The sequence below is a fragment of the Agrobacterium sp. AGB01 genome, from assembly GCF_014851585.1.
GTDB lineage: Bacteria > Pseudomonadota > Alphaproteobacteria > Rhizobiales > Rhizobiaceae > Agrobacterium.
Genome location: NZ_JACVAB010000002.1, coordinates 593436 through 617754 on the forward strand (window position 1 = coordinate 593436; position 24319 = coordinate 617754).

General features: G+C 53.9%; 23 protein-coding genes. 11 read left to right on the forward strand and 12 right to left on the reverse strand.

Going from position 1 to position 24319, the window contains the following annotated elements:
* Positions 1-61 precede the first annotated feature (61 nt).
* Together IB237_RS09520 and hemF are read right to left on the reverse strand one after the other, a co-directional pair.
* Positions 62-337, reverse strand: coding sequence for a hypothetical protein (locus IB237_RS09520; RefSeq protein ID WP_192488402.1), 276 nt, complete (start codon positions 335-337; stop codon positions 62-64).
* A 265-nt stretch (positions 338-602) separates the two neighbouring features.
* Positions 603-1514, reverse strand: coding sequence for an oxygen-dependent coproporphyrinogen oxidase (gene hemF / locus IB237_RS09525; protein WP_192488403.1), 912 nt, complete (start codon positions 1512-1514; stop codon positions 603-605).
* Positions 1515-1659: 145 nt separating this feature from the next.
* On the opposite strand from hemF, the gene IB237_RS09530 reads away from it, so the two are divergent.
* Positions 1660-1935, forward strand: a complete 276-nt coding sequence (locus tag IB237_RS09530; protein WP_192488404.1) for a hypothetical protein — start codon at positions 1660-1662, stop codon at positions 1933-1935.
* Positions 1936-1948: 13 nt separating this feature from the next.
* On the opposite strand, the gene IB237_RS09535 is transcribed toward IB237_RS09530, so the two are convergent.
* Positions 1949-2407, reverse strand: coding sequence for a tRNA (cytidine(34)-2'-O)-methyltransferase (locus tag IB237_RS09535; protein WP_192488405.1), 459 nt, complete (start codon positions 2405-2407; stop codon positions 1949-1951).
* 378 nt (positions 2408-2785) lie between these two features.
* Here IB237_RS09535 and IB237_RS09540 point away from each other — a divergent pair, with 378 nt between their 5' ends.
* Positions 2786-4651, forward strand: coding sequence for an ABC transporter ATP-binding protein (locus tag IB237_RS09540; protein ID WP_192488406.1), 1866 nt, complete (start codon positions 2786-2788; stop codon positions 4649-4651).
* Between the two features lie 105 nt (positions 4652-4756).
* Positions 4757-6619, forward strand: coding sequence for an ABC transporter ATP-binding protein (locus IB237_RS09545; protein ID WP_192488855.1), 1863 nt, complete (start codon positions 4757-4759; stop codon positions 6617-6619).
* A 16-nt stretch (positions 6620-6635) separates the two neighbouring features.
* Here the strand turns inward: IB237_RS09545 and IB237_RS09550 are convergent, their stop codons facing one another.
* Complete coding sequence (locus IB237_RS09550; RefSeq protein WP_192488407.1) at positions 6636-7571, reverse strand: endonuclease/exonuclease/phosphatase family protein; 936 nt, start codon at positions 7569-7571, stop codon at positions 6636-6638.
* A 345-nt stretch (positions 7572-7916) separates the two neighbouring features.
* Between IB237_RS09550 and petA the strand changes: the two genes are divergently transcribed.
* The 5 genes from petA to IB237_RS09575 all read left to right on the forward strand — a co-directional run bounded on the left by petA (position 7917) and on the right by IB237_RS09575 (position 11904).
* A complete protein-coding gene (gene petA / locus IB237_RS09555; protein WP_192488408.1) occupies positions 7917-8495 on the forward strand; it encodes a ubiquinol-cytochrome c reductase iron-sulfur subunit in 579 nt (192 codons plus the stop codon).
* A gap of 14 nt (positions 8496-8509) precedes the next feature.
* Entirely contained in the window at positions 8510-9832 is a 1323-nt protein-coding gene (locus tag IB237_RS09560; protein ID WP_192488409.1) for a cytochrome b N-terminal domain-containing protein, read from the forward strand.
* A gap of 27 nt (positions 9833-9859) precedes the next feature.
* Positions 9860-10720: a cytochrome c1 gene (locus tag IB237_RS09565; RefSeq protein ID WP_192488410.1), complete on the forward strand. Its 861-nt coding sequence runs from the start codon at positions 9860-9862 to the stop codon at positions 10718-10720.
* Between the two features lie 139 nt (positions 10721-10859).
* Positions 10860-11249: a GFA family protein gene (locus tag IB237_RS09570; RefSeq protein ID WP_192488411.1), complete on the forward strand. Its 390-nt coding sequence runs from the start codon at positions 10860-10862 to the stop codon at positions 11247-11249.
* 112 nt (positions 11250-11361) lie between these two features.
* Complete coding sequence (locus IB237_RS09575; protein ID WP_192488412.1) at positions 11362-11904, forward strand: adenine phosphoribosyltransferase; 543 nt, start codon at positions 11362-11364, stop codon at positions 11902-11904.
* A 22-nt stretch (positions 11905-11926) separates the two neighbouring features.
* On the opposite strand, the gene IB237_RS09580 is transcribed toward IB237_RS09575, so the two are convergent.
* From IB237_RS09580 to IB237_RS09590, 3 genes are read right to left on the reverse strand one after another with little or no spacing between them, the layout of a single operon-like run.
* Positions 11927-12544, reverse strand: a complete 618-nt coding sequence (locus IB237_RS09580) for a bifunctional 2-polyprenyl-6-hydroxyphenol methylase/3-demethylubiquinol 3-O-methyltransferase UbiG (protein WP_192488413.1) — start codon at positions 12542-12544, stop codon at positions 11927-11929.
* 58 nt (positions 12545-12602) lie between these two features.
* A complete protein-coding gene (locus IB237_RS09585; RefSeq protein WP_192488414.1) occupies positions 12603-13070 on the reverse strand; it encodes a MaoC family dehydratase in 468 nt (155 codons plus the stop codon).
* Positions 13067-13528, reverse strand: coding sequence for a MaoC family dehydratase (locus IB237_RS09590; protein WP_192488415.1), 462 nt, complete (start codon positions 13526-13528; stop codon positions 13067-13069). Before IB237_RS09590 ends, IB237_RS09585 begins: the two co-directional genes overlap by 4 nt.
* A 219-nt stretch (positions 13529-13747) precedes the next feature.
* Between IB237_RS09590 and IB237_RS09595 the strand changes: the two genes are divergently transcribed.
* Complete coding sequence (locus IB237_RS09595) at positions 13748-14830, forward strand: hypothetical protein (protein ID WP_192488416.1); 1083 nt, start codon at positions 13748-13750, stop codon at positions 14828-14830.
* A 79-nt stretch (positions 14831-14909) separates the two neighbouring features.
* Here the strand turns inward: IB237_RS09595 and ychF are convergent, their stop codons facing one another.
* The 5 genes from ychF to IB237_RS09620 form a co-directional block, all read right to left on the reverse strand.
* On the reverse strand, positions 14910-16013 hold the full coding sequence (gene ychF, locus IB237_RS09600) for a redox-regulated ATPase YchF (RefSeq protein WP_192488417.1): 1104 nt from the start codon (positions 16011-16013) through the stop codon (positions 14910-14912).
* Positions 16014-16167: 154 nt separating this feature from the next.
* Complete coding sequence (gene pth, locus IB237_RS09605) at positions 16168-16887, reverse strand: aminoacyl-tRNA hydrolase (protein WP_192488418.1); 720 nt, start codon at positions 16885-16887, stop codon at positions 16168-16170.
* A 69-nt stretch (positions 16888-16956) separates the two neighbouring features.
* The gene (locus IB237_RS09610) at positions 16957-17742 is read right to left on the reverse strand and encodes a substrate-binding periplasmic protein (RefSeq protein WP_371815302.1); all 786 of its coding nucleotides are present in this window, start codon (positions 17740-17742) and stop codon (positions 16957-16959) included.
* Complete coding sequence (locus IB237_RS09615) at positions 17729-20116, reverse strand: EAL domain-containing protein (RefSeq protein WP_192488419.1); 2388 nt, start codon at positions 20114-20116, stop codon at positions 17729-17731. The genes IB237_RS09610 and IB237_RS09615 overlap by 14 nt, the downstream gene beginning before the upstream one ends.
* Before the next feature lie 338 nt (positions 20117-20454).
* Complete coding sequence (locus IB237_RS09620) at positions 20455-21057, reverse strand: 50S ribosomal protein L25/general stress protein Ctc (RefSeq protein WP_192488420.1); 603 nt, start codon at positions 21055-21057, stop codon at positions 20455-20457.
* 282 nt (positions 21058-21339) lie between these two features.
* Between IB237_RS09620 and IB237_RS09625 the strand changes: the two genes are divergently transcribed.
* A complete protein-coding gene (locus IB237_RS09625; RefSeq protein WP_192488421.1) occupies positions 21340-22299 on the forward strand; it encodes a helix-turn-helix domain-containing protein in 960 nt (319 codons plus the stop codon).
* 342 nt (positions 22300-22641) lie between these two features.
* Positions 22642-24156, forward strand: a complete 1515-nt coding sequence (adh, locus tag IB237_RS09630; protein ID WP_210323869.1) for an aldehyde dehydrogenase — start codon at positions 22642-22644, stop codon at positions 24154-24156.
* Positions 24157-24319: the final 163 nt, after the last annotated feature.

Consider the following 24319-nt stretch of genomic DNA (forward strand, 5'->3'; position numbering starts at 1 on the left):
AGAAAGCCAGATTTTTAGCCCTGCCTGTTATGTAACGAGCTGTTACCGGTTATATTCCGGCTTACTCGGGCATCGCCCAGCATTGGAAAACCGATGGGCTGCACATGGATGATACGCGGGTAAGTCCCTCGTCATCATTTGCCGCCACCAGCGCTTCCGGATTGATGTCGCCGGAAAGGGTGCGTTTGACCTGCTCCACATAGAACGCATGTGGCAGATCACGATCACCGCTTGCGCGGAGTTCCGTCGCAAGACGATCAATCAATTCAGGTGTTTCGATTGAATGTGGCTGGGCTTTGGGGGACGCGGATAACTGCATGCTGTTTGAAGTAATCATGACGATAGCTCCTCCAGTACGTCTGGCTGGAGACTAACACCACTCATGCATTTCATTAACCCCTAATTATAGGGGTTTCGGTGAAATATTCGTGAAGATTAATATTATGACGGCTACCAAACCAGCGTACGCCATTTTGGTGCTTCACCTGATCAAGGCACCCGCAAAGGGCCGTTTGACGAGGCTGCTTCCATTGCGCATTTCAGGTCATTGTTATCGTGGTTTTTTCGCCGACCGCCGACCGCCGGTCGCTTCAGCGAAGATTTTATGGCCAGCGGACGACCGGTGGCAGGGACGACAGGATGGATTCTACATTGCCACCGGTTTTTAGTCCAAAAAGTGTGCCGCGATCGTAGAGCAGATTGAACTCCACATAACGGCCACGCTGGATCAACTGCTCGTCACGATCATTTTCCGTCCATGGCGTATTGAAATTGCTGCGTACAATCTTCGGGTAAACCAGATTGAAGGCGCGACCGACATCCTGAACGAAGGCGAAATTGGCGTTCCAGTCGCCCTTTTCATCGTCCGGGTGTAGCCAGTCAAAAAAGATGCCGCCGATACCGCGCGCTTCATTGCGGTGTTTGACGAAGAAATAGTCGTCGCACCACTTTTTATAATGTGCGTAATCTGCAGCCGGATGGCGGCGACAGGTGATTTCCATGGCTTTGTGGAAAAGCTGGCTATCGCCATCCTCCTGCGTGCGGCGGCGTGCCAGCATAGGCGTCAAGTCTGCACCACCACCGAACCAGTGACTGGATGTGACCACCATGCGGGTGTTCATATGGACAGTCGGTACGTTGGGATTGACCGGGTGGGCGATTAGCGAAATGCCGGAGGCCCAGAAGGTTGGATCTTCCTCGGCGCCTGGGATCTGCGAGCGGAAATCTGGCGAAAATTCGCCGTGCACTGTTGAGGTGTGGACGCCGACCTTTTCAAACACGCGGCCTTCCATCATCGACATGCGGCCACCGCCGCCAGCCCCGCCTTCGCGCTGCCAGTCCTTGGCGACGAAGTAACCCGGCTCCTGGTCAGAAAGCGGTCCCTGAAGTTCGCGTTCCAGGTTTTCAAAGGATGCGCAGATGGTGTCGCGCAGGCTTTCAAACCAGGCGCGTGCCGCTTCCTTCTTGTCCTCAATGTCTTCTGGCAAGCCCTTGGGCATTTGCGGCCGGTCCATGTCCGCTCTCCTGCATGTTTTGCGCGCGAACGCCTGACGTTGATTCGCCTTTATTGTCGCCGCTTTATCAGGCGCGAGGCTTGCGCACAATTTCGACTCGCCAATCGCCCTCCGCCAGAATATCCTATCGGCAGAGGTGAATGTCATGACGAAATTTACCGGACCGCCACCGCTGGACGGCCTAAAACGGCGTATTAACGCCCATCGCAGGGAACAAGCCCTTGTCGGGGAGGGCGCAAAAAAACACGGCATGTTCGTGCGCCAGACATTTTGTCTCACCCGCGAGGATGCTCGCGCCAAGGCGCGTGAATGGTTCGACGCCTTTCCCAAGGCCGCCTACTGGACAGAGGTGGAAAGCTGGCGCCAGTTGGAAGGGGATCGCATCGAATTTACCATGCGCCGCCTGCCGTCCGCCGACTGAGTTCCTCCGCGCGTTAAAAACCAACCTGACGCAACACTTCGCCTGTTATTATGGCGGCGGACATGGCAACGTTGATGGAACGTTGACCTTCGATCATCGGAATGATGATGCGTTCATCGGCCTTGTCATGCACATGATCAGGCACCCCCGCACTTTCGCGGCCAAACAACAGAATATCGTCTGGCTTGTATTGGATGTCCGTATAAGGAAGGGCAGCCTTGGTGGAGGCGAGAACCAAACGGCGTCCAGTCGTTGCCCGCCACTCTTCAAAATGTGTCCAGCTGATATGGCGGGTCAAAGCAGCAACGGCCAGATAATCCATGCCGGCACGTTTGAGGTTGCGGTCGGAAATATCAAAACCGGCTGGTTCAATGATGTCAACGGCAATGCCAAGACAGGCGGAAAGTCTCAGGATCGTTCCGGTGTTGCCAGGAATATCGGGTTGATAAAGGGCGATCCTGATGTCGGGCATGTGTTTTCCAATTGCAAAAATTTCGAGGCGGTTACCACGGCAGATTGTGCCTGAAAAGCCACAACCAGTCAGTGGGGCAGTGTCATATTGATAGGGCGTGTCTCGTGGCCCCCTAGGCAGACAACGTTTTTTGATCTACAAGGTGGCATCTTCAACGCCAAAAAGGGAGGTTCACCATGAATATATCTGTTCGCCGTCACCTTCCGTTTCCCGTGGGCTTTCTTCGAGCCTAGGCGTTAACGCGGAACTTACGCGGTTTCTCACTCTTTTCAGTATCGTCATGTGGCTGTCGTGGCCGCATTCCATGATTTTCCCGTTCGCGCTTCCGGTTTTTTCCGTGTGTTCGCATTTCGGGCGCATTTTCTTCGGAGCTTGGCCATGTTCGGCTGGTTTGAAAAACGTCTTGATCCATTTCCCTCTTCGACGCCGGTTGCTCCGGCTCCGAAGTTGCTGCCCTTTCTGTGGCATTACACAAAACCGGCTGCGCCCTGGCTGTTGTTGCTTGGCTTGATGTCGATGGGTATCGCCATTGCCGAGGTCATGCTCTACCAGTTTTTGGGAAACATTGTTGACTGGCTGGCAACGGCGAACCGCGAGACATTCCTGCAGGATGAAGGCTGGCATCTGATCGGCATGGCCGCACTCGTGTTGATTGCCCTGCCGCTGATGGGTGCTTTGCACACGATGACCATGCACCAGACGTTGGCTGGTAACTTTGGCATGATCGCCCGCTGGCAGATGCACCGGTTTCTGCTGCGCCACTCCATGACCTTCTTTGCAAACGAGTTTGCAGGTCGCGTGTCGACCAAAGTCATGCAGACGGCGCTTGCTATCCGTGAAGTGGCACTCAAGGTTATCGATGTGTTCGTGTATGCGATCAGCTTCGTTGTTTCGATGCTGTTTCTTGTTGCTGCGGCAGACATTCGTCTTGTGCTGCCGCTGCTTGCATGGCTTTGTTTCTACATTCTTATTCTGGTCTATTTCGTTCCAAAACTGGGGCGTTTGGCCAAGGAGCAGGCTGATGCGCGTTCTTTGATGACCGGCCGTATCGTCGACAGCTACACCAATATTTCGACGATCAAGCTGTTTTCACATGCTGGCCGTGAAGAGGTTTATGCACGTGATGGCATGAACATGTTTCTGGAAACCGTGCATCGCCAGATGCGCAAGATTTCCGGCTTCAACATTCTCATCGATCTCAACAATGCCTTTGTGTTGTTTTCGACCGCCAGTCTCGGGCTTTATTTCTGGCTGAACGGTTCGGTGACGACAGGTGCTGTTGCCGTTGCGATAGGTCTTTCCATGCGCGTCAATGGCATGTCGCAATGGATCATGTGGGAAGTGACATCGCTGTTTGAAAACATCGGTACTGTCTATGACGGCATGGGCATGATGACCAAAGCGCATGATATCGTCGACAAGGCAGATGCGCCTGCATTGGCAGCACCAAAAGGCGCCATCAGCTATGAGCATGTGCAGTTCCATTACGGCAAGGCACGGGCCGAAGGGACAAAGGGTGTTATCGACAATCTGACGCTGGATATCAAAGCCGGTGAAAAGGTTGGTCTTGTCGGGCGCTCCGGTGCCGGTAAAACCACGTTGATGAACTTGCTTTTGCGCTTTTACGATCTGGAAGACGGACGCATCACAATTGACGGTCAGGATATCTCCACCGTCTCGCAGGACAGTCTGCGTTCGTTAATCGGTGTGGTGACGCAGGACACTTCGCTTCTGCATCGTTCGATCCGTGATAACATTGCTTACGGTCATCCGGGAGCAACGGATGCGCAGATCATCGAGGCGGCAAAACGCGCCAATGCTTGGGACTTCATCGAAACGCTGGAGGACATGTATGGTCGCACCGGTCTCGATGCGCAGGTGGGTGAGCGTGGTGTCAAGCTTTCGGGCGGCCAGCGCCAGCGTATCGCTATTGCGCGTGTGTTCCTTAAGGATGCGCCAATCCTTATTCTGGATGAAGCGACATCGGCGCTTGATTCCGAGGTGGAAGCTGCCATTCAGGAAAACCTGTTTGCCTTGATGCAGGGCAAGACGGTTATTGCGATTGCTCACCGGCTTTCGACACTGACCGAAATGGACCGGCTGATCATTCTTGACCGCGGCCATATCGTTGAGGCTGGATCGCATGGCGAATTGGTTGAAAAGGGTGGCATCTACGCCGATCTTTGGCACCGGCAGTCCGGCGGCTTCATCCAGGATAATGATGACGACGTTGCTGCGGAATAACGAACAAAAGGGCGGGGCATCCCCGCCCTTTTGTATTTGATCATTACCAAAATATAAGGTGGCAGGCTGCTTTGCGTCTTCGTGGAAAAGGCCTATATCCGTGACATGGTGATTTCGAAGCTTTTCAACTTTTTCGAGAACTGGATCCAGCCTTTCGCCCGCAAGGATGATCTGAGGCCACCTGAAACCACATCAGGTTTTATCTGGTTTTATATTTCGCAGGCCAAGGCTCCCTTCATTGCCATGCTGATCCTGGGCGGAATGACTGCGGCCATTGAGGCTGCGTTGTTCTGGTTCGTCGGGCGGCTGGTGGATGTGCTTGCCAGTGTCAACCCAGGCGATGGCTGGGCAGGATTATTAGGCCAGCATGGCCCTGAACTTGTCGGCATGCTGGTGTTGATTGCCGTGGTACGGTTTGTTGTTGCTTTGCTGACTGCACTGACCGACCAGCAGATTATTACGCCAGGTTTTTACAATCTGGTGCGTTGGCAATCCTATATGCATGTCGCCCGGCAATCGCTGAGCTTTTTCCAGAATGACTTTTCCGGACGTATCGTCACCAAGGTCTGGTCGGGCGGCCAGGCGACGGGTGACTTGGTGACGTCGCTGATGGAAAGCGTGTGGTTCGTTGGCATTTACTCCGTTTCGACCCTCGTCCTTATTGGTGGGCTGGATTGGCGTCTGGCGGCGGTAATCTTTGTCTGGGTTGGGGTGTTTTCGCTACTGGCGCGTTATTTCGTGCCGCGCATCCGCTACCATTCCAAGGAAACGGCCGAAGCGGCTTCGATGCTGAGTGGCCGTATGGTTGACGCTTACAGCAACATCCAGACGCTGCGGCTGTTCGGCCGTGACGATGCCAATGACCGTTACATGCGGCAGGGTTTTGATATTTTTCAGCAGACAACGCTGATGTTCACACGCTTCATCACGGGTGTCAGAGCGTCGATGGCTTTGCTTTCAGGCGTGATGATCACCTCCATGGCGGCTCTGTGTATCGACCTGTGGCTGGACGGGCGTATCAGTTCTGGTGCTGTTGCGTTCACACTGGCGCTGGTGCTGCGCCTCAACTTTCTGCTTGGCAGACTGATGACGCAGTTTAACGGTATCATGCGCAACTTCGGTACCGTGCAGAATGCTGCGGAACTGATTTCCAAACCGATCGATCTCGTCGATGCGCCAAATGCAACCGAGCTTGTGGTGCGTCGTCCTGAAATCCGCTTTGACAACGTCTCCTTCCATTATGGAAATGGAAAGTCGGTGATCGACAAGCTGAACCTTTCGGTTGCGGCGGGTGAGAAGGTTGGCATTGTTGGCCGCTCCGGTGCCGGTAAATCGACGCTCGTCAATCTTCTCTTACGTTTCTACGACATCGAAAGCGGTCGCATTCTTATTGATGGGCAGGACATTTCCGAGGTCACGCAGGAAAGCCTGCGTGCTCATATCGGCATGGTGACGCAAGACACGTCACTGCTGCACCGTTCGATCAGGGAAAACATCATGTTTGGCCGCACCGACGCGACCGAAGCGCAATTGGTAGAGGCTGTACGGCGCGCAAAATCTGATGATTTTGTCGCACGGTTGGAAGATCAGCGTGGACGCCGCGGGTTTGATGCGCATGTCGGTGAACGTGGCGTGAAATTGTCGGGTGGTCAGCGTCAGCGTATCGCCATTGCGCGGGTGATGCTGAAGGATGCACCGATCCTTGTACTGGATGAAGCGACCTCTGCCCTGGATTCCGAGGTGGAAGCGGCAATCCAGAGCAATCTCGATGATTTGATGCAAGGCAAGACCGTTCTTGCGATTGCCCATCGGCTCTCGACAATTGCGGCGCTCGACCGGCTGATTGTTATGGACAATGGCCGAATCGTGGAGCAGGGCACACATAATCAGCTGATCGGGCAGGGCGGGCTTTACGCGACACTCTGGCAGCGGCAGTCCGGTGGCTTTCTTGCCGCCGATGTCGGTTGACGACGCCTCGCGCTGATTATTGTTTTTGAATGATGAATTCTGCCTCGAGGCCGAAATGGTTGGAGCCCATTGCGTCGGGTAGGCGCTTCAAGCTGGTCATCGTTGTTGGCATGCGTGCATAGATATGGTCGATTGGGATGCCAAATTTACCGGCCTTGATCGGCCATGTCGCCGGTTCAAAGTTCGCGACATGCAGTTTGTTGACCCGCTGAAAACGCAGCATATCCGGCGCGATGCTGGATGAGTTGAAGTCGCCAGCAACAATCAGTGGACCTTGCATGCCCATCATGAGCCAGGATGCATTAAACAGTTCCACCTCATGATAATCGTCAAAATAGGGTTTGCTTAGATGCAAGGCGACCAGATTGACTGTTGTATCGTCAACAGTGACCTTTGCGATTGCCATGCGATCGTGGCGCAGGTCGCTCAAGGTGACGAATTTTGCGTCGTCCAGCGGATGTTTTGAAAACACCAGAAGATCGCATGTCTCTGTGTCGACTAGGCACCCCATTCGATAAGGGTAGGCGTCAGCGATGCGAGCCAGGTATGGGGCTAGAGGCTCACCTTCCATGATGTAGACCACATCTGCTGCAGAGCCGATGATGAACTGTGCGATATGCTCCGCATTGGCATCATTGTCTCCCAACATATTGAAAGACATCAGCTTGAATGGGTGACCAGCAATGTTTTCACCGGCCGGCGCAATAAATTCATACCGTAGAACCGCGGCATGGGCGGTGATTGCTATGGCCCAGACAAAGAGCAATAGCATGTAACGGCTTCTCAAAACGACAAATAGCACAATGGCTGCGAGCGCGCCGACAATGCCGATGTGAAGCTGGAAGCTGTAGGTGAATGAAAAAAGCCAGTGATCCCTGACGTAACGAAGACTTCCGGCGAAAAGAAATAGGGTCAGTAAAACGGAAAAAATGCAGGTAAGCCGTGTTTTCATCAATCATTCCGAGCCGTAGCGACAAGCGACTGTTGTTAACATGGGGTATGCATGGGCACAATCACGGGCGGAGGAAGTGAAGCGTCTGATTCGCCAGCTGAACACCCAATGTCATGGCATGAGAACGACAGTGGCCTAAATAATGCTCTGTGAGGGTGGAATTACGGCCGTATTGTGGTGTTCCCTCTTGCCAAAGGTTGGGATATTTTGCGATCAAACAATTATGCGTGAATTCGATTGGCGCATATTGGCCAGGACTTTTTGGGATGGAGTTGTCTTGGATCAAATAGCAGTGGGAGGAATCATGCGATTTTCGGCACATTTAGCGCAGAGGATGGTGTAGCGGTGAGCGAACACGTAACAAATAATCATGCGTCGGGTGAACCCACTCGTCGCGATTTTCTTTATCTAGCAACTGGAATGGCGGGTGTTGTCGGGGCTGCGGCTGTTGCATGGCCGTTCATCGACCAGATGCGTCCAGATGCATCGACGTTGGCTCTTGCTTCTATTGATGTGGATGTTTCCAGCCTCGAACCCGGCATGTCGCTCACTGTAAAGTGGCGTGGCAAGCCTGTGTTCATCCGCAACCGTACGGAAAAGGAAATCGAAGAGGCAAAGGCCGTTGCGCTTGCTGACCTCAAGGATCCTGTTGCGCGTAATGCCAACGTTGCTGCCGATGCGCAGGCAACGGATGTTGACCGCTCTGCTGGTGAAGGCAAGGAAAACTGGATCGTGATGATCGGTTCCTGTACCCATCTTGGTTGCGTTCCGCTCGGTCAGGCCGGCGATTTCGGCGGGTGGTTCTGTCCCTGCCATGGTTCTCATTACGATACGGCTGGCCGTATTCGTAAAGGCCCAGCGCCTGAGAACCTGCATATTCCGACGTTTGCTTTTGCATCCGATACCGTCATCAAGATCGGATAAAGGGACAGAATATTATGAGTGGTCATTCCAGTTATCAGCCGTCCACCGGCTTAGAAAGATGGATCGATTCCCGGCTGCCGCTGCCGCGTTTGATCTATGACAGTTTTGTCGCTTATCCGGTTCCGCGCAACCTGAACTATGCCTACACTTTCGGTGCCATGCTTTCGGTTATGCTGATCGTGCAGATCCTGACCGGCGTTGTGCTGGCCATGCACTATGCCGCCGAAACAACGGTTGCCTTTAACTCCGTCGAGAAGATCATGCGTGACGTCAACCACGGTTGGCTGTTGCGTTACATGCACGCAAACGGCGCGTCGTTCTTCTTTATTGCCGTTTATCTCCACATTGCCCGTGGTCTCTATTACGGTTCCTACAAGGCGCCACGCGAAATCCTCTGGATCCTTGGCTGTGTCATCTACCTCCTGATGATGGCAACCGGCTTCATGGGTTACGTTCTGCCTTGGGGTCAGATGTCCTTCTGGGGTGCTACCGTTATCACCGGCTTCTTCACAGCCTTCCCGCTGATCGGTGAATGGTTGCAGCAGTTTCTGCTCGGCGGCTTTGCCGTTGACCAGCCAACGCTGAACCGCTTCTTTGCGCTGCACTACCTGCTGCCGTTCATGATTGCAGGTGTTGTTATCCTGCACGTATGGGCGCTGCACGTTACCGGCCAGACCAACCCGACCGGTGTTGAAGTCAAGAGCAAGACCGATACGGTTCCGTTTACACCTTATGCAACGCTCAAGGATGCATTCGGCGTTTCCATCTTCCTTATCGTCTATGCCTGGTTCATCTTCTACATGCCGAACTATCTCGGCCATCCGGACAATTACATCCCCGCTGATGCGCTGAAGACACCAGCACACATCGTTCCAGAATGGTACTACCTGCCGTTCTACGCCATGCTGCGTGCGATCACCTTCAATGTCGGTCCGATCGATTCCAAGCTCGGTGGCGTTCTGGTGATGTTCGGTGCGATCATCGTGCTGTTCTTCCTGCCTTGGCTGGATACATCCAAGGTTCGTTCGGCTGTGTACCGTCCATGGTACAAGATGCTGTTCTGGGTCTTCGTCGTAAACGCCATCTTCCTTGGCTGGCTCGGTTCGCAGCCTGCTGAAGGCAGCGGCTTGATCGGTCTGATCTTCGGTGGCGATCTGAAGGGCAACTATGTTGGCTTCTCTCAGTTGGGTACCCTTTATTATTTCGGTTTCTTCCTGGTGATCATGCCGGTTCTGGGCCTCGTGGAAAAACCACGGCGCATTCCGAATTCGATTACGGAAGCAGTGTTGGAAAAGAGTGGCAAAACCGCTTCCGCTCCAGCGTCTGCCCAGGCGTAACGGTGGCGACAGAGAGGAATTGAAAATATGAAAAAGCTTGTATCAAGCGTTCTGTCGTTGACCTTGGCTATCGGACTTGGCGTCGGTGCAGCATTTGCTGCAGAAGAAGGCCATGAAGAGGGTGGTACACCGCATTACCCGATCCATAAGCCGAAGAATCTCGAATGGAGCTTTGCCGGTCCATTCGGCAAATACGACAAGGGACAGCTTCAGCGTGGCCTGAAGGTTTACAAGGAAGTCTGTTCGGCCTGTCATTCGATGAGCCTCGTCTCCTTCCGCACACTGGAAGATCTGGGCTACTCGGATGATCAGATAAAGGCATTTGCTGCCGAGTATGAAGTGCAGGACGGGCCTAACGGTGACGGTGAAATGTTCACCCGCAAGGCTGTTCCATCCGACCACTTCCCATCGCCATACCCGAACCACGAAGCTGCTGCTGCATCGAACAATGGTGCCGCACCGCCTGATATGTCGTTGCTTGCCAAGGCACGCGGTATAACTCGTGGCTTCCCGCTGTTCGTGTTCGACATTTTCACGCAGTATCAGGAAGGTGGCCCGGATTACATCTACTCGCTGCTGACTGGATATGTTGATCCGCCGGAAGGCGTGGAAGTGGCCGAAGGCACCCACTACAACCCATACTTTGCCAATGCTGCTGCCCTTGCCATGGCGCCACCGATCTCTGACGATCAGGTGACCTATGATGATGGTTCGCCGCAGACGCTCGATCAGTATTCCAAGGACGTTTCGGCATTCCTGATGTGGGCTGCAGAGCCGCATCTGGAAGAACGCAAGCGCACCGGTTTCATGGTCATGGTGTTCCTGGCGATCTTCACCGCGCTGATTTACCTGACGAAGAAGTCGGTTTACGCACGCAAAGAACATTAAGCTGCAATAGCTGAGGTTTGGAAATCAAAGCCCCCACTGTCACACAGACGGTGGGGGCTTTTTTATTCACTGTTAGTTCATTGGATTTTCATCAGGAATCGGGCAGGGCTTTGCGGCAAGATTTTTGAGGAGGTTCAACATGGCGAAAACGTTTCTTGGCGGCTGTCTTTGTGGTGCGGTTCGGTTTGAAGCGCAGGGAGAACCACAAAATCCGCACACATGCTCCTGTGAATGGTGCCAGCGTCAATCCGGTGCAACCAGTCTGACATGGGTGGAGTTTGCCAAGAGCGATGTCCGCTGGACAGGTGAGGCGGGTGAGCCAGTCCTTTACCGTTCGTCGGATTATTCTTCCCGTGCATTTTGCGGTCAATGCGGTAGCACGCTTGGTGCTATTGATGATGCCCCGACCGTGGCGCTGGTGTTCGGCGTCTTCGATGACAAGAGCGATCCTGCCTTGCGGCCGACTGCACATTCCTTTGATGATCTTTGCCCTGCTTGGGCCAAGGTGCAGGGCATGGCTGGTGAATGAACCGCCTGCGCGGTACCGCTGCTGGTGCCACCCTTTTTAGTTGGTTCAGCCGTTCTGACTTGATAATGTGCGAAAAGCTTTTCGATCAATCTCCCATTCAATTGGACATATCATGACTGCTATCGCTTCGGAGCTTTCCGCTGCCATTCGTTCCATTCCCGACTATCCGAAGCCGGGCATCATTTTCCGTGACATTACCACGCTCTTGGGCAATCCTCGGGCTTTCCGCCGTGCGGTGGATGAGTTGGTCCAGCCCTATGCCGGCACGAAGATCGACAAGATTGCCGGTATGGAAGCACGCGGCTTTATTCTGGGTGGTGCCGTTGCCCACCAGCTGTCTGCCGGGTTCGTACCGATCCGCAAAAAAGGTAAGCTGCCGCACACGACTGTGCGTGTGGCCTACAGCCTGGAATACGGCGTCGATGAAATGGAAATGCATGTGGATGCAGTGCAGCCCGGCGAAAAGGTCATTCTGGTTGATGATCTGATTGCCACCGGCGGTACGGCTGAAGGCGCGGTCAAGCTGCTGCGCCAGATGGGTGCTGAAATTGTCTCGGCCTGCTTCGTGATCGACCTGCCGGATCTTGGTGGTCGCAAGAAACTTGAAGACCTCGGCGTTGATGTTCGCACACTGGTCGAGTTTTCCGGACACTGATACTTTTGCTGCAACTGACCCGTTATATCGATGGGTCAGTCATTTGAAAGGCGAGCCATGTCCAGTTTACGCCGAGCGCCCTGTTGCCAGCCTGAATGGACCCCGTCTCAACACGCCTCAAAAGGCTGAACCCGTACTGCTTGGCTAGCTCAATCGTTTCATCCGGGCAGATAGAAAACACCGGCCGATCTAAAGGCGCTGGTCCATGGCGGAGTGACATGACCATCTTGCCACCTGAGGCGGCCATGCTGCCAAGGCTTAGCATGGCAAGCTGACGATCACGGTCTTCAATATGCTGCCAGACACCGCACAGTGTTATCAGATCAAAACGCCCATAGTTCTGTGCCTTGCTCAGCGTTGGCAGTTTATCGTCAAGCCACTCTATGTTGGGTGAAATGTGTTGGCGCATACCGGGCTCGCGCAGTTCTTTCACGGGCTCGACAGCAAGCACTCTATGTCCTGCCGCGGCAAACCATGCGGCGTCTCGTCCTGTGCCTGCACCAATATCTGCAATCCGGAGAGGCGTTTGCGGAAGAAGGTCCAGCACGGGTGAATAGACCTCCGCGCAATCCAGCTCATTGTAACGTGCGATGAACTCCGGCGTCGCGGACTTTGCGTAACCTTCCAAAATGTCGTTCATCTGTCCATGTCGCTGATGTTGCCCGGCGCGGTGGTCCTTCTATCCCATAAACCTGCCGCTATTCGAACTCCAGCACATTGCTCTCAAACGATATGACTGTTTTGCCCTTCTGGTTCACGCCTTCATTGAAGGTGGTGTTCAGCAAAAGTCCGGGCCGAGAGGCGAGGGAGCGGGTTTCCAGCAACGTGACATAATAGGTTATGTCGTCGCCAGCATAGACCGGGCGTATCCATTTCAGATTTCGGAAGCCCGGTGAGGGGCCGAGTTTTGGGGGTTCTATTCCCTCTGACTTAAGGCGAATGGTTTCCTTCATCCAGAATGACAGGAATGACTTCATCCAGCTTGAGCCGGTGTGCCAGCCCGATGCGCAAAGACCTCCAAGCACGGAGTGGCGTGCGGCTTCCGCATCCAGATGAAACGGCTGTGGATCGAATTTCGATGCAAAGCGAATAATATCGTCGGCGGAAAAGTGTAACGTTTCAAGGGTGATACGCGTGCCGATGGGGGAAAGTTCAGCCAGCCTCATGCCACAGTGCTCCCTTGATTGCGCATGGCAAACATCACTACATGTTCACCCTGGCAGACGATTTCGCCACGCTGGTTGGTCAGCTCATTGCGGAATTTGACAAGACCAATGCCCGGGCGCGATGCCAGCGGCCGGTTTTCAACCACCTTTGAATGGCCAGACAGGGTATCTCCCGCCAGAACCGGGCGCTTCCAATCTAGAAATTCGATGCCGGGTGAACCCTGTGATGTGGAGTTGGAAATATAGCTGTCGCACATCATGCGCATCGACAAGGCGCACGTATGCCATCCGGAGGCGGCAAGCCCGCCAAGAATGCTGGCACGCCCGGCTTCTTCCGATAGATGCATGGGCTGCGGATCAAATTCTGACGCGAACTCGATAATGTCCTCGGCAGTCACCGTAACCGGGGCAAAGGGAAAAACCCGCTCCGGTGTAAAATCTTCGTAAGTGTAGATCACCTTTAAAAACCTCCCATTCTCGCGAGGATCATAAAGATATTTTTCCGTTTACGTAAAGGTAATTTTGTTACCTTGGAGATGAGGCGGCATGCTCTGGATTGTCACGGGCGAATGCAATAGAGCTTGCAACACTGGGGGAGGGTAAAATGGTGCATCAGTTTGGAAGGCTGATGCTTCGTTGTTCAATCCCATTCGATAGACAAACATTCAGGGTGCACAGTGAACGAGCAAGTTCTCTCAGGTCTCAAGCAGGCCGCAAGCGATGGCATTATCTCGGACGTACAGGCCGATAAGCTTTTGCCATATCTCGTGGCAAAACCGGTTTTCCACGATGGTGGCCAAGCAGACAAGCCAGCACATTCGGATACTGAAACACCACGGTTCGTGCGTGGCTTCCACGATATCCTGATTACAATCGGTGTCGTGGTTGTTCTGGCGGGTCTGTGGGGCGTGGCAACGGTCTTTGCGGTGTTGCCTGCGATCATTGTGCTTGCGGAAATTCTCGTTCGTCGCCAGCGGCTTGCCCTGCCGGCCGTGACGCTGACCATAGCGACAGCGATCGCCATGGGCGGCGTGAATGAGTATATCTACAATGCCTTCGTGGCCAATATTCCTGGAGAGGCTGTGCAAGTCTTTCTGATGGTGTTTCTGCTGCCACCGGTCATGGCGATATTCTACTGGCGATACAGGGTGCCGCTGGCACTGGCTGGTTTGTTTGTTGCTGCGGCACTGCTTGCTTTGACTGGCATCTTTGTGGTGATGGAGCAAATTACAGGCTCGGCAGATGTGTTGGTTGAATATCGCCTGCTGTCGCTGATGATTTTCCTGATTGCGGCGCTCAGCCTGTTTGCCCTTGCAATGCGCTACGACCTGTCGGACCGCTACCGCGTAACGCGGCGCTCAGACATCGCCTTCTGGCTTCACCTGGCGACGGCGCCTGCCTTGCTTTATGCGCTGCTGGCATTCGTGTTCATAGGCGCCGGCGGCAGTCTATTCAGTGCAGAGGAAAGCGGGCTCTACGGCAGCGCCGTTCTGGTCGTCTGCGTTGTGGTGATGCTAATGTTGATCGGCATCATTATTGATCGCAGAGCCTTCGTTACCTCAGGTCTTGTGTCGCTGATTGCCACCGTGGTGGCTGTGTTGCGGCAGGGTGAGATCAGTGGTGGCAATGCTGTGTTTGTCGCATTGTTGGCCGTTGGCGTCTTTGTGCTGATAATCGGTATTGGCTGGTCTTCGTTGCGACGTGTCGTCGTCGCGCAATTGCCATTGGGCCTGCAGGAAAAGCTCCCGCCGGTCATCTGATCTAAGGTCATGACATGAAAAAAGCCCGGACCTGTGAGGTGCCGGGCTTTTTATCTATGGGACCGAATTCTGTATTGCTTCAGGTGTTGAAGCGGAAGTGAATCACGTCGCCGTCGTTGACGACATATTCCTTGCCTTCGTCACGGCCCTTGCCAGCTTCCTTGGCGCCGACTTCACCCTTGAATGCAACATAGTCGTCATAAGCAATGGTGAAGGCGCGGATGAAGCCGCGTTCGAAGTCCGTATGGATGACGCCCGCTGCCTGTGGAGCCTTGGTGCCGCGAACGATTGTCCAGGCGCGGCATTCCTTCGGACCAACGGTGAAGTAGGTGATCAGATCGAGCAGGTGGTAACCGGCGCGGATCAGACGGTCGAGGCCAGCTTCTTCAAGGCCAAGTGCCGAGAGGAATTCGTTGGCTTCTTCTTCTGGAAGCTGCGCAACTTCGGATTCGATCGCGGCGGAAATGATGACGCATTCTGCACCCTGTGCCTTTGCCATTTCGGCAACGGCCTTGGTGTGCTCGTTGCCGTCAACCGCGTCGGATTCAGCGACGTTGCAGACGTAGAGAACTGGATGCGAGGTCAGAAGATTGAGGCTCTTCAATACTTCGATTTCATCAGCCGCCAGTGTCTTGAGCAGCAGACGCGCAGGCTTGCCGTCGGTCAAAAGCTTGATAACAGCTTCCATGACCGGCAACTGCGCCAGCGAATCCTTGTCCTTCAGCGTAGCGCGTTTGCGTGTCTGCTCAACGCGGCGCTCAAGGCTTTCAAGGTCAGCCAGCATCAGTTCGGTTTCAATCGTGTCGGCATCGCCAACCGGATTGATACGGCCTTCAACGTGGGTGATGTCGTCGTCTTCGAAACAACGCAGAACATGCACCACAGCATCCACTTCGCGGATGTTGGCCAGGAACTTGTTGCCAAGGCCTTCGCCCTTCGAGGCGCCACGCACCAGACCGGCAATGTCCACGAAGGAGATACGGGTCGGGATGATTTCCTTGGAACCGGCAATATCAGCCAGCACCTTCATGCGTGCATCCGGTACCGCAACTTCACCGGTGTTGGGCTCGATGGTGCAGAAAGGATAATTTGCTGCCTGAGCGGCGGCTGTTTTTGTCAGAGCATTGAAGAGGGTGGACTTGCCGACATTTGGCAATCCAACAATACCGCATTTAAAGCCCATGGCTTGAACCTGTCTCTTTAAGAATTCCGTTGTCAGCCTTTTGCTGAAACGGCAGCGCAAGGTCAAGCCTTGTTGCCGCAAACAGGCGAAAGGGCGCTGAATTAGGTTGCGTTAGCAGAGGTTGAGCATCACTGCTGCACTATGTGTCGCCAAGTTAGTCTTTCTTGCCGCCGAACATCTTTTTCAGCATTTCCGCCATGGGGCCGGTTTCCGGCAGCTTCATCGGTTGGGCGTGATTGCGCGCCTGATGAATGTGCGATTTGGCGGCAGGCTTTGCCGGTTTAACTTGTTTCTCTGGTTCTGCCTTGGCTCCGGTTGCCAAGGCCAGCTTGTTCATCAACTGCGAATCTTCGCCTTTGACCAGCATGCTGGCATTGTCGGCAATGGCGTCGATGAGGGGCTCGAGCCAAACCTTGTCAGTCTTGGCGAAATCCCCCAGCACGTGACCATGCACACGGTCCTTGTCGCCGGGATGACCAATGCCAAGCCGCAGGCGTCGGTAATCCTTGCCGCAATGGGCATCAAGTGACTTCAGGCCGTTGTGGCCGCCATGGCCGCCCGCAGTTTTGATGCGCACGCGACCAGCTGGCAGGTCCAGCTCATCATGAATGGCGATGATGTTGGATGGGCCAAGCTTGTAAAAGCGCATGGCTTCGCCAACAGCTTCGCCCGACAGGTTCATATAGGTCAGCGGCTTCATCAGCAGGACTTTTTCGCCGGCAATTTCACCTTCGGAAATTTCCGATTTGAATTTTCTGGACCAGGGCGAAAAGGAGGGCAGGCGCTGTAATGCGTCGACAGCCATGAAGCCGATATTGTGGCGGTTTCCAGCATATTGGCTGCCGGGGTTACCAAGGCCAGCGATGATAATCATTGTCGTCTCATATTCCGATGATCGCAGGCGACATTTGTGGCCTGAGAAATTAACGCGCTGCGCAAAGTCTTAGGGCGTATGCGCAGGAAGATGAAGATCGTTATGAATAATCAGGCCATATTTTTCAAATATCTTGCGCTGCGTACCATCGGCGATCAGATCATCCAGCCGTTTTTGCATACGGGCTATGATACTATCAGGTACGGATTTGTTGCAGGCCACGCCGAGGATCTGGTCTGACAGCGTGAAGACTTTTTCGAAATTTGTCGTGCCCTTGGCGATTTTGATGAATGTGCTTTCCGACATGGGCATCATGTCTATGCGTCCGGCAAACAGCTTGTTGAGCGTCAGATTGAAATCGGCGCTCAATTCGATATTGGGAAAACCGATCTGCCGAAGAACGGTTTCGGTGTAATCGTTGCGTTGCGTACCGATGGTGTATCCAAAACTGTCGGTGAGTTTTCCGATACGGATTTTTTTGGCTTTCAGGGCAATCAGCACATTGCGATCGGTGTGTATAGGTACGACCCATTTAAACCTGTGCTCACGTTCTGCGGTTCTGGCTGTGGCGAACACGCAGTGCATGGACTGGGTTTCCGCAAGGGCCAAGGCCCGCGCCCATGGCATCACCGTAACCTTGTAGTCCAGTTTTTCCTTTTCCATCATGATTTCCAGCTGTTCCATATATACACCCCTGGCGTTGCCATTGGCGTCGGTAAAGCTGTAGGGCGGATAGTCTTCGGTGGAAAAGGTGAGGGTATGTGCGTGGGCGTACGTGGAAGAGACGATTAAAAACAAACTGACAAGGATATGTTTCACACCGTTTCCCCCATGCTGATTTTCAGGCCTCAGCACCAATTGCTGGCTTCATATACGCGTTCTGCGCTGCGAACATCGGCATCAACTGGGCAATAGGCTGCGGTTTGGCAAACAGGTAACCCTGTCCGCAATCCACGCCGATTTCCATCAATAACTCCTGCTGTTCCAGTGTCTCAATGCCCTCGGCGATGACAGAACAGTTCATCTTGTGTGAGATTGCACTGATGCCCTCGATCAGCATGTGGCTCTTCTGGCTGATGTCGGGCACCGGATCCATGATCGACTTGGTAAACGACTGGTCGATCTTGACGATGTCGACTGGGAAGCGGTTCAGGTAGCTTAGCGACGAATAACCGGTTCCAAAGTCGTCGAGCGCAATACGGCAGCCAAAGTCGTGGATGGTGTTGAGAATCGTGCGAATCTGCGGGTCGTCATTCATCAACACGGCCTCGGTGATTTCAATCACCAGACGGCTGGCCTGAATGTTATAACGGTAGAGAAGGCCGGCAATCCTGGTCGGCAGGCCCGGCTCAAACTGCTGGGCCGAGAAGTTCACCGCGACATAACAATCCGACAGATGCGGAAGCGTGGAAATCTCTGCGAGATTGGCAAGCGAGTGCTCCAGGATCAGGTTCCCAATCCGATTTATGGTGCCGGTTTCCTCTGCCACATTGATGATATTGGCGGGAGGAAGAATGCCCTTTGTCGGGTGGTTGAGGCGCATCAGCGCTTCAAAGCCGATTGTCTCGCCGCTTTCCAGCCGAACGATTGGCTGCAGATAGGCATCGAACCAGTCATTGGCGATTGCCTGTTCTATATCACTTTCCGTCTCGGCGCGTTCGCGTGCCTTGTCGGTGATGGAAGGGTCAAACATCTGTGCGCCGTTTTTGCCGCCACGCTTGCGCGTATACATCGCCATGTCAGAGTTTTGCAGCAGCTCTGCCGCATTCGAGGCATGGGTTGGATATAGTGCAAGACCAATACTGGCGCTGAGGCGCACGATATTGCCGTGGGTGACAAATGGCTGGTTGAAGATGTCACTGATCTTTTCACAGAACACTGTCGCGCGGTGTTCGGTGTTGTCGCCGGCCAGCAGGATGGCAAACTCGTCGCCGCCAAGACGCGATGCACTGTCGCTGCCTTCCAGCAGCGGCTTGATGCGGTCCACAAACTCCTGCAATACCTCGTCGCCAGCGGCGTGGCCCAAACTGTCATTAATGGTCTTGAAGCGATCAAGGTCGATGAACAGGCAGGCGAGTTCCGTGCAATTTTCATCGGCTTCACGGATTTTCTCATCGAGCATGGCTTCAAAGCCCTGGCGATTGAGAAGGCCGGTAAGGTGGTCGGAAATGGCCTGGTGTTTGTTGCGCTTTTCGGATTGGCGCAGTTCGGTCACATCGGTCATAACGCTGAGCGATGCCGTGTGACGGCCAGCCTCGATGGAGCTGAGTGCCTTTTCCTGAATGAGCACGTCCATGGTTTTTCCATCCGCACATTTGAAGCGGATGGTAATGTCGGAGGCGCTCTCAGTGGTTGAACCGGAGAATTTGCGCAGGATGAAAGTCTTGCGGTCCTCATCGGCAACAAGATCGGAAAAATGCGTGCCGATGATGTTTTCACGGTCGTAACCGGTTCTCTGGCTCCAGTAGTCACTGACGGCCGAGATACGGTCTGCCTTGTCGAGTGAAAACAGCATGGCGGGCGTCAGATTGTAGATCTCCGTCGTCCGTTTATGCGCCTTCTTGATCTCGCGCTCTTCCCGCTCAAGCTGGATTTGCATTTCGTTGAAGCTTTTTGCAAGCCGGCCCATTTCATCGCTGGACCGCCAGTCGACGTGGTGACGGGAGCCAAGCTGGCGTGTTGCCTCAATGGCCGCCGTCAGTCGCAACAACGGTTTTATGATCATCAAACGGTTGCCAACGATTGCCGTGACAAACACCGTGAGGATGGCAAGAATGAAGATCGAGATGAAGGCGACTTCGATGCGGCTGAGCGAGGAGAAGATGTTGATCGACGCATAATAGATCGTGACGCTGCCAACCGTCTCCAGGCCATTCAGCGTTTTATAGCTGATCGTGCGGGTTACGGTCTGTGGTTCGTCGGGAACCCCGGTGCCAGCGGTCTGTACCAAATCGAGCTGCCCGGAAGTGTCCTTGACGCGAACCATGCGGATAACAGGATCGGAGACCAGTGTTCCGGTGATCTGGTTGATGGTGTCGTCATCCATGTCCCATAATGGACGGCTGAGCGCCTGGGAATTGGCGGCCAGCAGGATTTCAATATGATCACGCTGGTTTTTGATCGCTTCCTGATAGGAAAGGGCGAGCAGTAAAGTAAAAAGCGGCGCGACGACAGCGAGCAACGCTCCCGATACAATCGCGATAAAACGACTTTCTACCGAATGGGTCATGTCAATATATCCAGCCCCCGCAACCCCTTGTAAAACCGGCGTCCCCCACGCCGATCGTTCGTAAGATATAAATATTCACCAAGCATATGCTTAAAAAAGTCTTTCCGTCCTCAAGCAATCGCTATGGTGGTCAATTAGTATCTCCAAATATTCAATCATAATTCCACATAATCATTAAATGATGCTGAAATAACTATATTAAAGGTTGATTGAACGCGCTCTGATTGTTTGTTTTTTTATGAGCAATAATGGCGTGTATTAGTTTTGGGCGCATACGAAAACACCCTGCTTTCGAGTGAAAGCAGGGTGTTCAATCTGTCAGAAACAGATGCGGCCGATTATTCTTCGGATGCAGCTTCTTCTTCAGCAATGCCAGCAGCAGGAGCAACGATCGTTGCAATCGTGAAGTCACGATCAGCAATAACCGTAGTTGCGCCCTTTGGAAGCTTCACAGCAGAGATGTGCAGGCTGTCGCCAACCTTGGCGCCAGCGAGGTCAACCGTGAGGAATTCCGGAATGTCGTTGGCAGGAACGTGCAGTTCAACTTCGTGACGAACGATGTTGAGAACAGCGCCGGTCTTGATCGCGGACTTGTCTTCGTTGATGAAGTGAACCGGAACCTGAACGTTTACGGCAGTGTTGCCAGAAACACGCAGGAAGTCGACGTGCATGGTGAAGTCGCGGACCGGATCAAGCTGGTAAACCTTAGGGAGAACCTTGATCTTCTTGCCATCGACGTCGATGGTTGCAATCGTCGTCATGAAGCCGCCAGCGTGAATACGCTTGGTCACTTCGTTGGTCGAGAGCGCGATAGAAATTGGGGCCTGCTTGTCACCATAGATGACAGCTGGGATCAAACCGTTGCGGCGAAGTTCACGGGAGGACCCCTTACCGACCCGTTCGCGCGCCTCGGCCTTGAGCTCGTAAGTTTCCTTGCTCATGGCTATTCCTTTCGAGGTTGTATGGAGAGTTTCAGTCCACCATTGCAGTCTGAAACTGGAAACATCATAAATGTTTCATCCGCGTTGCCTCCAAGGGTGTCTACACGGACAGCGCGCCTATAGTACAAAGCATGGGGAAACGCAAGCGAAGTGCGGGTTTATTGCGGATTGCCACATATGTTCGCACAGTACAGATGACGTTTGTGTTATAAGATGTATTTTAGCGTTGAAACATAGTTTCCCTGCATGCACCATTCAAAAAAGCTTTGGGAGGAGCGGACAATGCAAAATGCCACAGCTCACGCAGACAGGGTTTATGAAAGTGCGCGCCAGCGTTCTGCGGCGGCAAGTTCACCCATCGTCGCCTCCTGGCGCCGGTGCATGACTATGCACCGGTTGGCGCCGGAAGAAGCCCATAAACCACTGTTCCTTATGGATTCGGAATTTCAGCAAGCGCGTCTGACCTCTGCCGATCTGTTGGTGGAAAGCGCTGACGAACTCGATCGGATATTCCAGGCTGTCGGCAAGGCGGGCTGCTGCCTGATGTTAACAGATGCCAAGGGCGTTGCCTTGGAGCGACGCGGTGCAGCCGGTGACGACAAGGAGTTTCGTGAACTGGGCCTGTGGTCCGGCGCGATCTGGAGCGAAGCCAGTGTTGGCACCAACGGTATCGGTACTGCGCTGGCCGATGAGCGTGCGGTTGTCGTTTACCGCGACCAGCATTTCTTCACGTCCAATATAGGCCTTTCCTGCACAACGGCGCCCATTCGTGACCATATGGGGCATATTGCCGGTGCCCTTGATATCTCCACCTGCCGGGATGACGTCAATGAACTGACAGTGTCCATTCTGACGCAAACCGTTCGCGACGCCGCACAGCGCATCGAGGGTAATCTTTTTCGCCGTGCATTCCCGGAAGCAAGAATCATCATGGTGCCGAATGCCGGTTCGGCGGCACTTTCACTGATTGCCGTCGATCATGACGACATCATTCTCGGTGCTACTCGCGCGGCACGGCAAATCCTGCGCCTTGATGATGCGCTGATTGCGCAGGGTGTTCCAGCTGTTGATGCTTTGCAGGAACAACGCGGCGATATGCGGTCCGATTTGCTGGAGGCGGAGAGGGCGGCTGTGCGCCGTGTTCTGTCGCGCGCCAATGGCAATGTGTCTCATGCCGCCAATCTGCTTGGCATCAGCCGCGCCACCTTGCACCGCAAGCTGAAGAAGCTTGAAATTCACTAAGGCATTCGTCTTGCACAGGCGCTAGTTTTGGTTGTCTGATGTTGAGCGGGAGGTCGCTGTTTGTATCTTTCCAAGGCTCCTGTGTCTGTGAGCCTTTGAATAACTTTGGCCGGTATCGGCTTTGTTTGCCGGATTCAAATCGGTTTGAATGGCATAAATGCCGTCGCTGCCAACCATTCGGTTTCCGAACACATTTGGTGCAATCCAGCATCTGCTATTGTATCAGATATGAAACAGTGTGCGGTGCCATACGCCGCCTGCACCCTATCGTGCCATGATTTTCAGGCCCATTCTCTCCACATCGGTTTGTGAGAACCGCTTTCATCAGGGAGGATGAACTCAATGAATATTCAGGTTCAAAAGATCGCCGACAGCCCGTTCAAAGCAAAATACGGCAATTACGTCGGTGGAAAATGGGTTGAACCCCAATCCGGAAAATACATGGACAACCTCTCGCCCGTCACAGGGCAGAAGATTTGCGAGGTTGCCCGCTCGAATGCTGCGGATATTGAAGTGGCACTTGATGCTGCCCATAAGGCCCGTGCCGCCTGGGGCCGGACAAGTGTTGCCGAACGCTCCAACATTCTGCTGAAAATTGCACAGCGCATTGAAGACAACCTCGACAAGATTGCACGCGCTGAAACCTGGGACAACGGCAAGCCGCTTCGTGAAACTATGAATGCCGATATTCCACTGACCATCGACCATTTCCGCTATTTTGCGGGCTGCATTCGGGCGCAGGAAGGCTCAATCGGCCAGATCGACAATGACACGGTTGCCTATCATTTCCATGAGCCACTTGGCGTGGTTGGCCAGATCATTCCATGGAACTTCCCTATCCTGATGGCAGCATGGAAACTTGCTCCGGCATTGGCCGCAGGTAACTGCGTGGTGCTCAAGCCAGCAGAGCAGACACCAGCCTCTATTCTGGTGGTGATGGAACTGATCGAAGATCTGCTGCCACCGGGTGTAATCAACATCGTCAATGGGCTTGGTACAGAAGCAGGCAAGCCGCTGGCCCAGAGCAATCGCATCGCGAAAATCGCATTTACCGGTTCCACCTCGGTGGGCAAGGAAATCATGCGTTATGCGGCTGACAACGTCACCAACATCACACTCGAACTGGGTGGCAAGTCACCAAATATCTTCTTCGCCGATGTGATGAATGAAGACGATGCGTTCCTCGACAAGGCACTGGAAGGTTTTGCATTCTTCGCGCTCAATCAGGGCGAAGTCTGCACATGCCCATCCCGCGCTCTGGTGCATGAATCGATCTATGACCGCTTCATGGAAAAAGCCGTCAAACGTGTTGAGGCCATCAGTCAGAACGATCCGCTTGACCCATCGACGATGATCGGTGCGCAGGCGTCTCAGGAGCAGTTCGACAAGATCATGAGTTATCTCGAGATCGGCCGTAAGGAAGGCGCCAAGGTGCTGACCGGTGGTGACAAAAAGTCTCTGCCTGGCAACCTCAAGGATGGCTATTACATTCAGCCAACGATCTTTGAAGGCAACAACAAGATGCGGGTGTTCCAGGAAGAAATCTTCGGCCCAGTTGTGTCGGTGACCACCTTCAAGACTGTGGAAGAGGCAATCGAGATTGCCAATGACACAGTCTATGGTCTGGGTGCCGGTGTGTGGAGCCGTGACACCAATCTCGCATACCGCGCTGGCCGTGGCATCGAGGCAGGCCGCGTCTGGACCAATTGCTACCATGCCTATCCGGCAGGCGCGGCATTTGGTGGCTACAAGCAATCGGGTATCGGTCGTGAAACCCACAAGATGATGCTGGACCACTATCAGCAGACCAAGAACCTTCTGGTCTCCTACAGCCCGAACAAGCTTGGGTTCTTCTAAGACCCGAAGACCAGAAGCACGTTGCGTCGCCTTAAGGTCACGCAACGTGCAGAATATCCTCCCCGGAAGCCGGTGGTGTCCCTGCCGGCGTGCTGCCGGAGATTGCGGTCTCCGGCAGCCCGGTCCAGAAGACGTTTCGCCCTCTGCGAGGCGCGATCTGGTA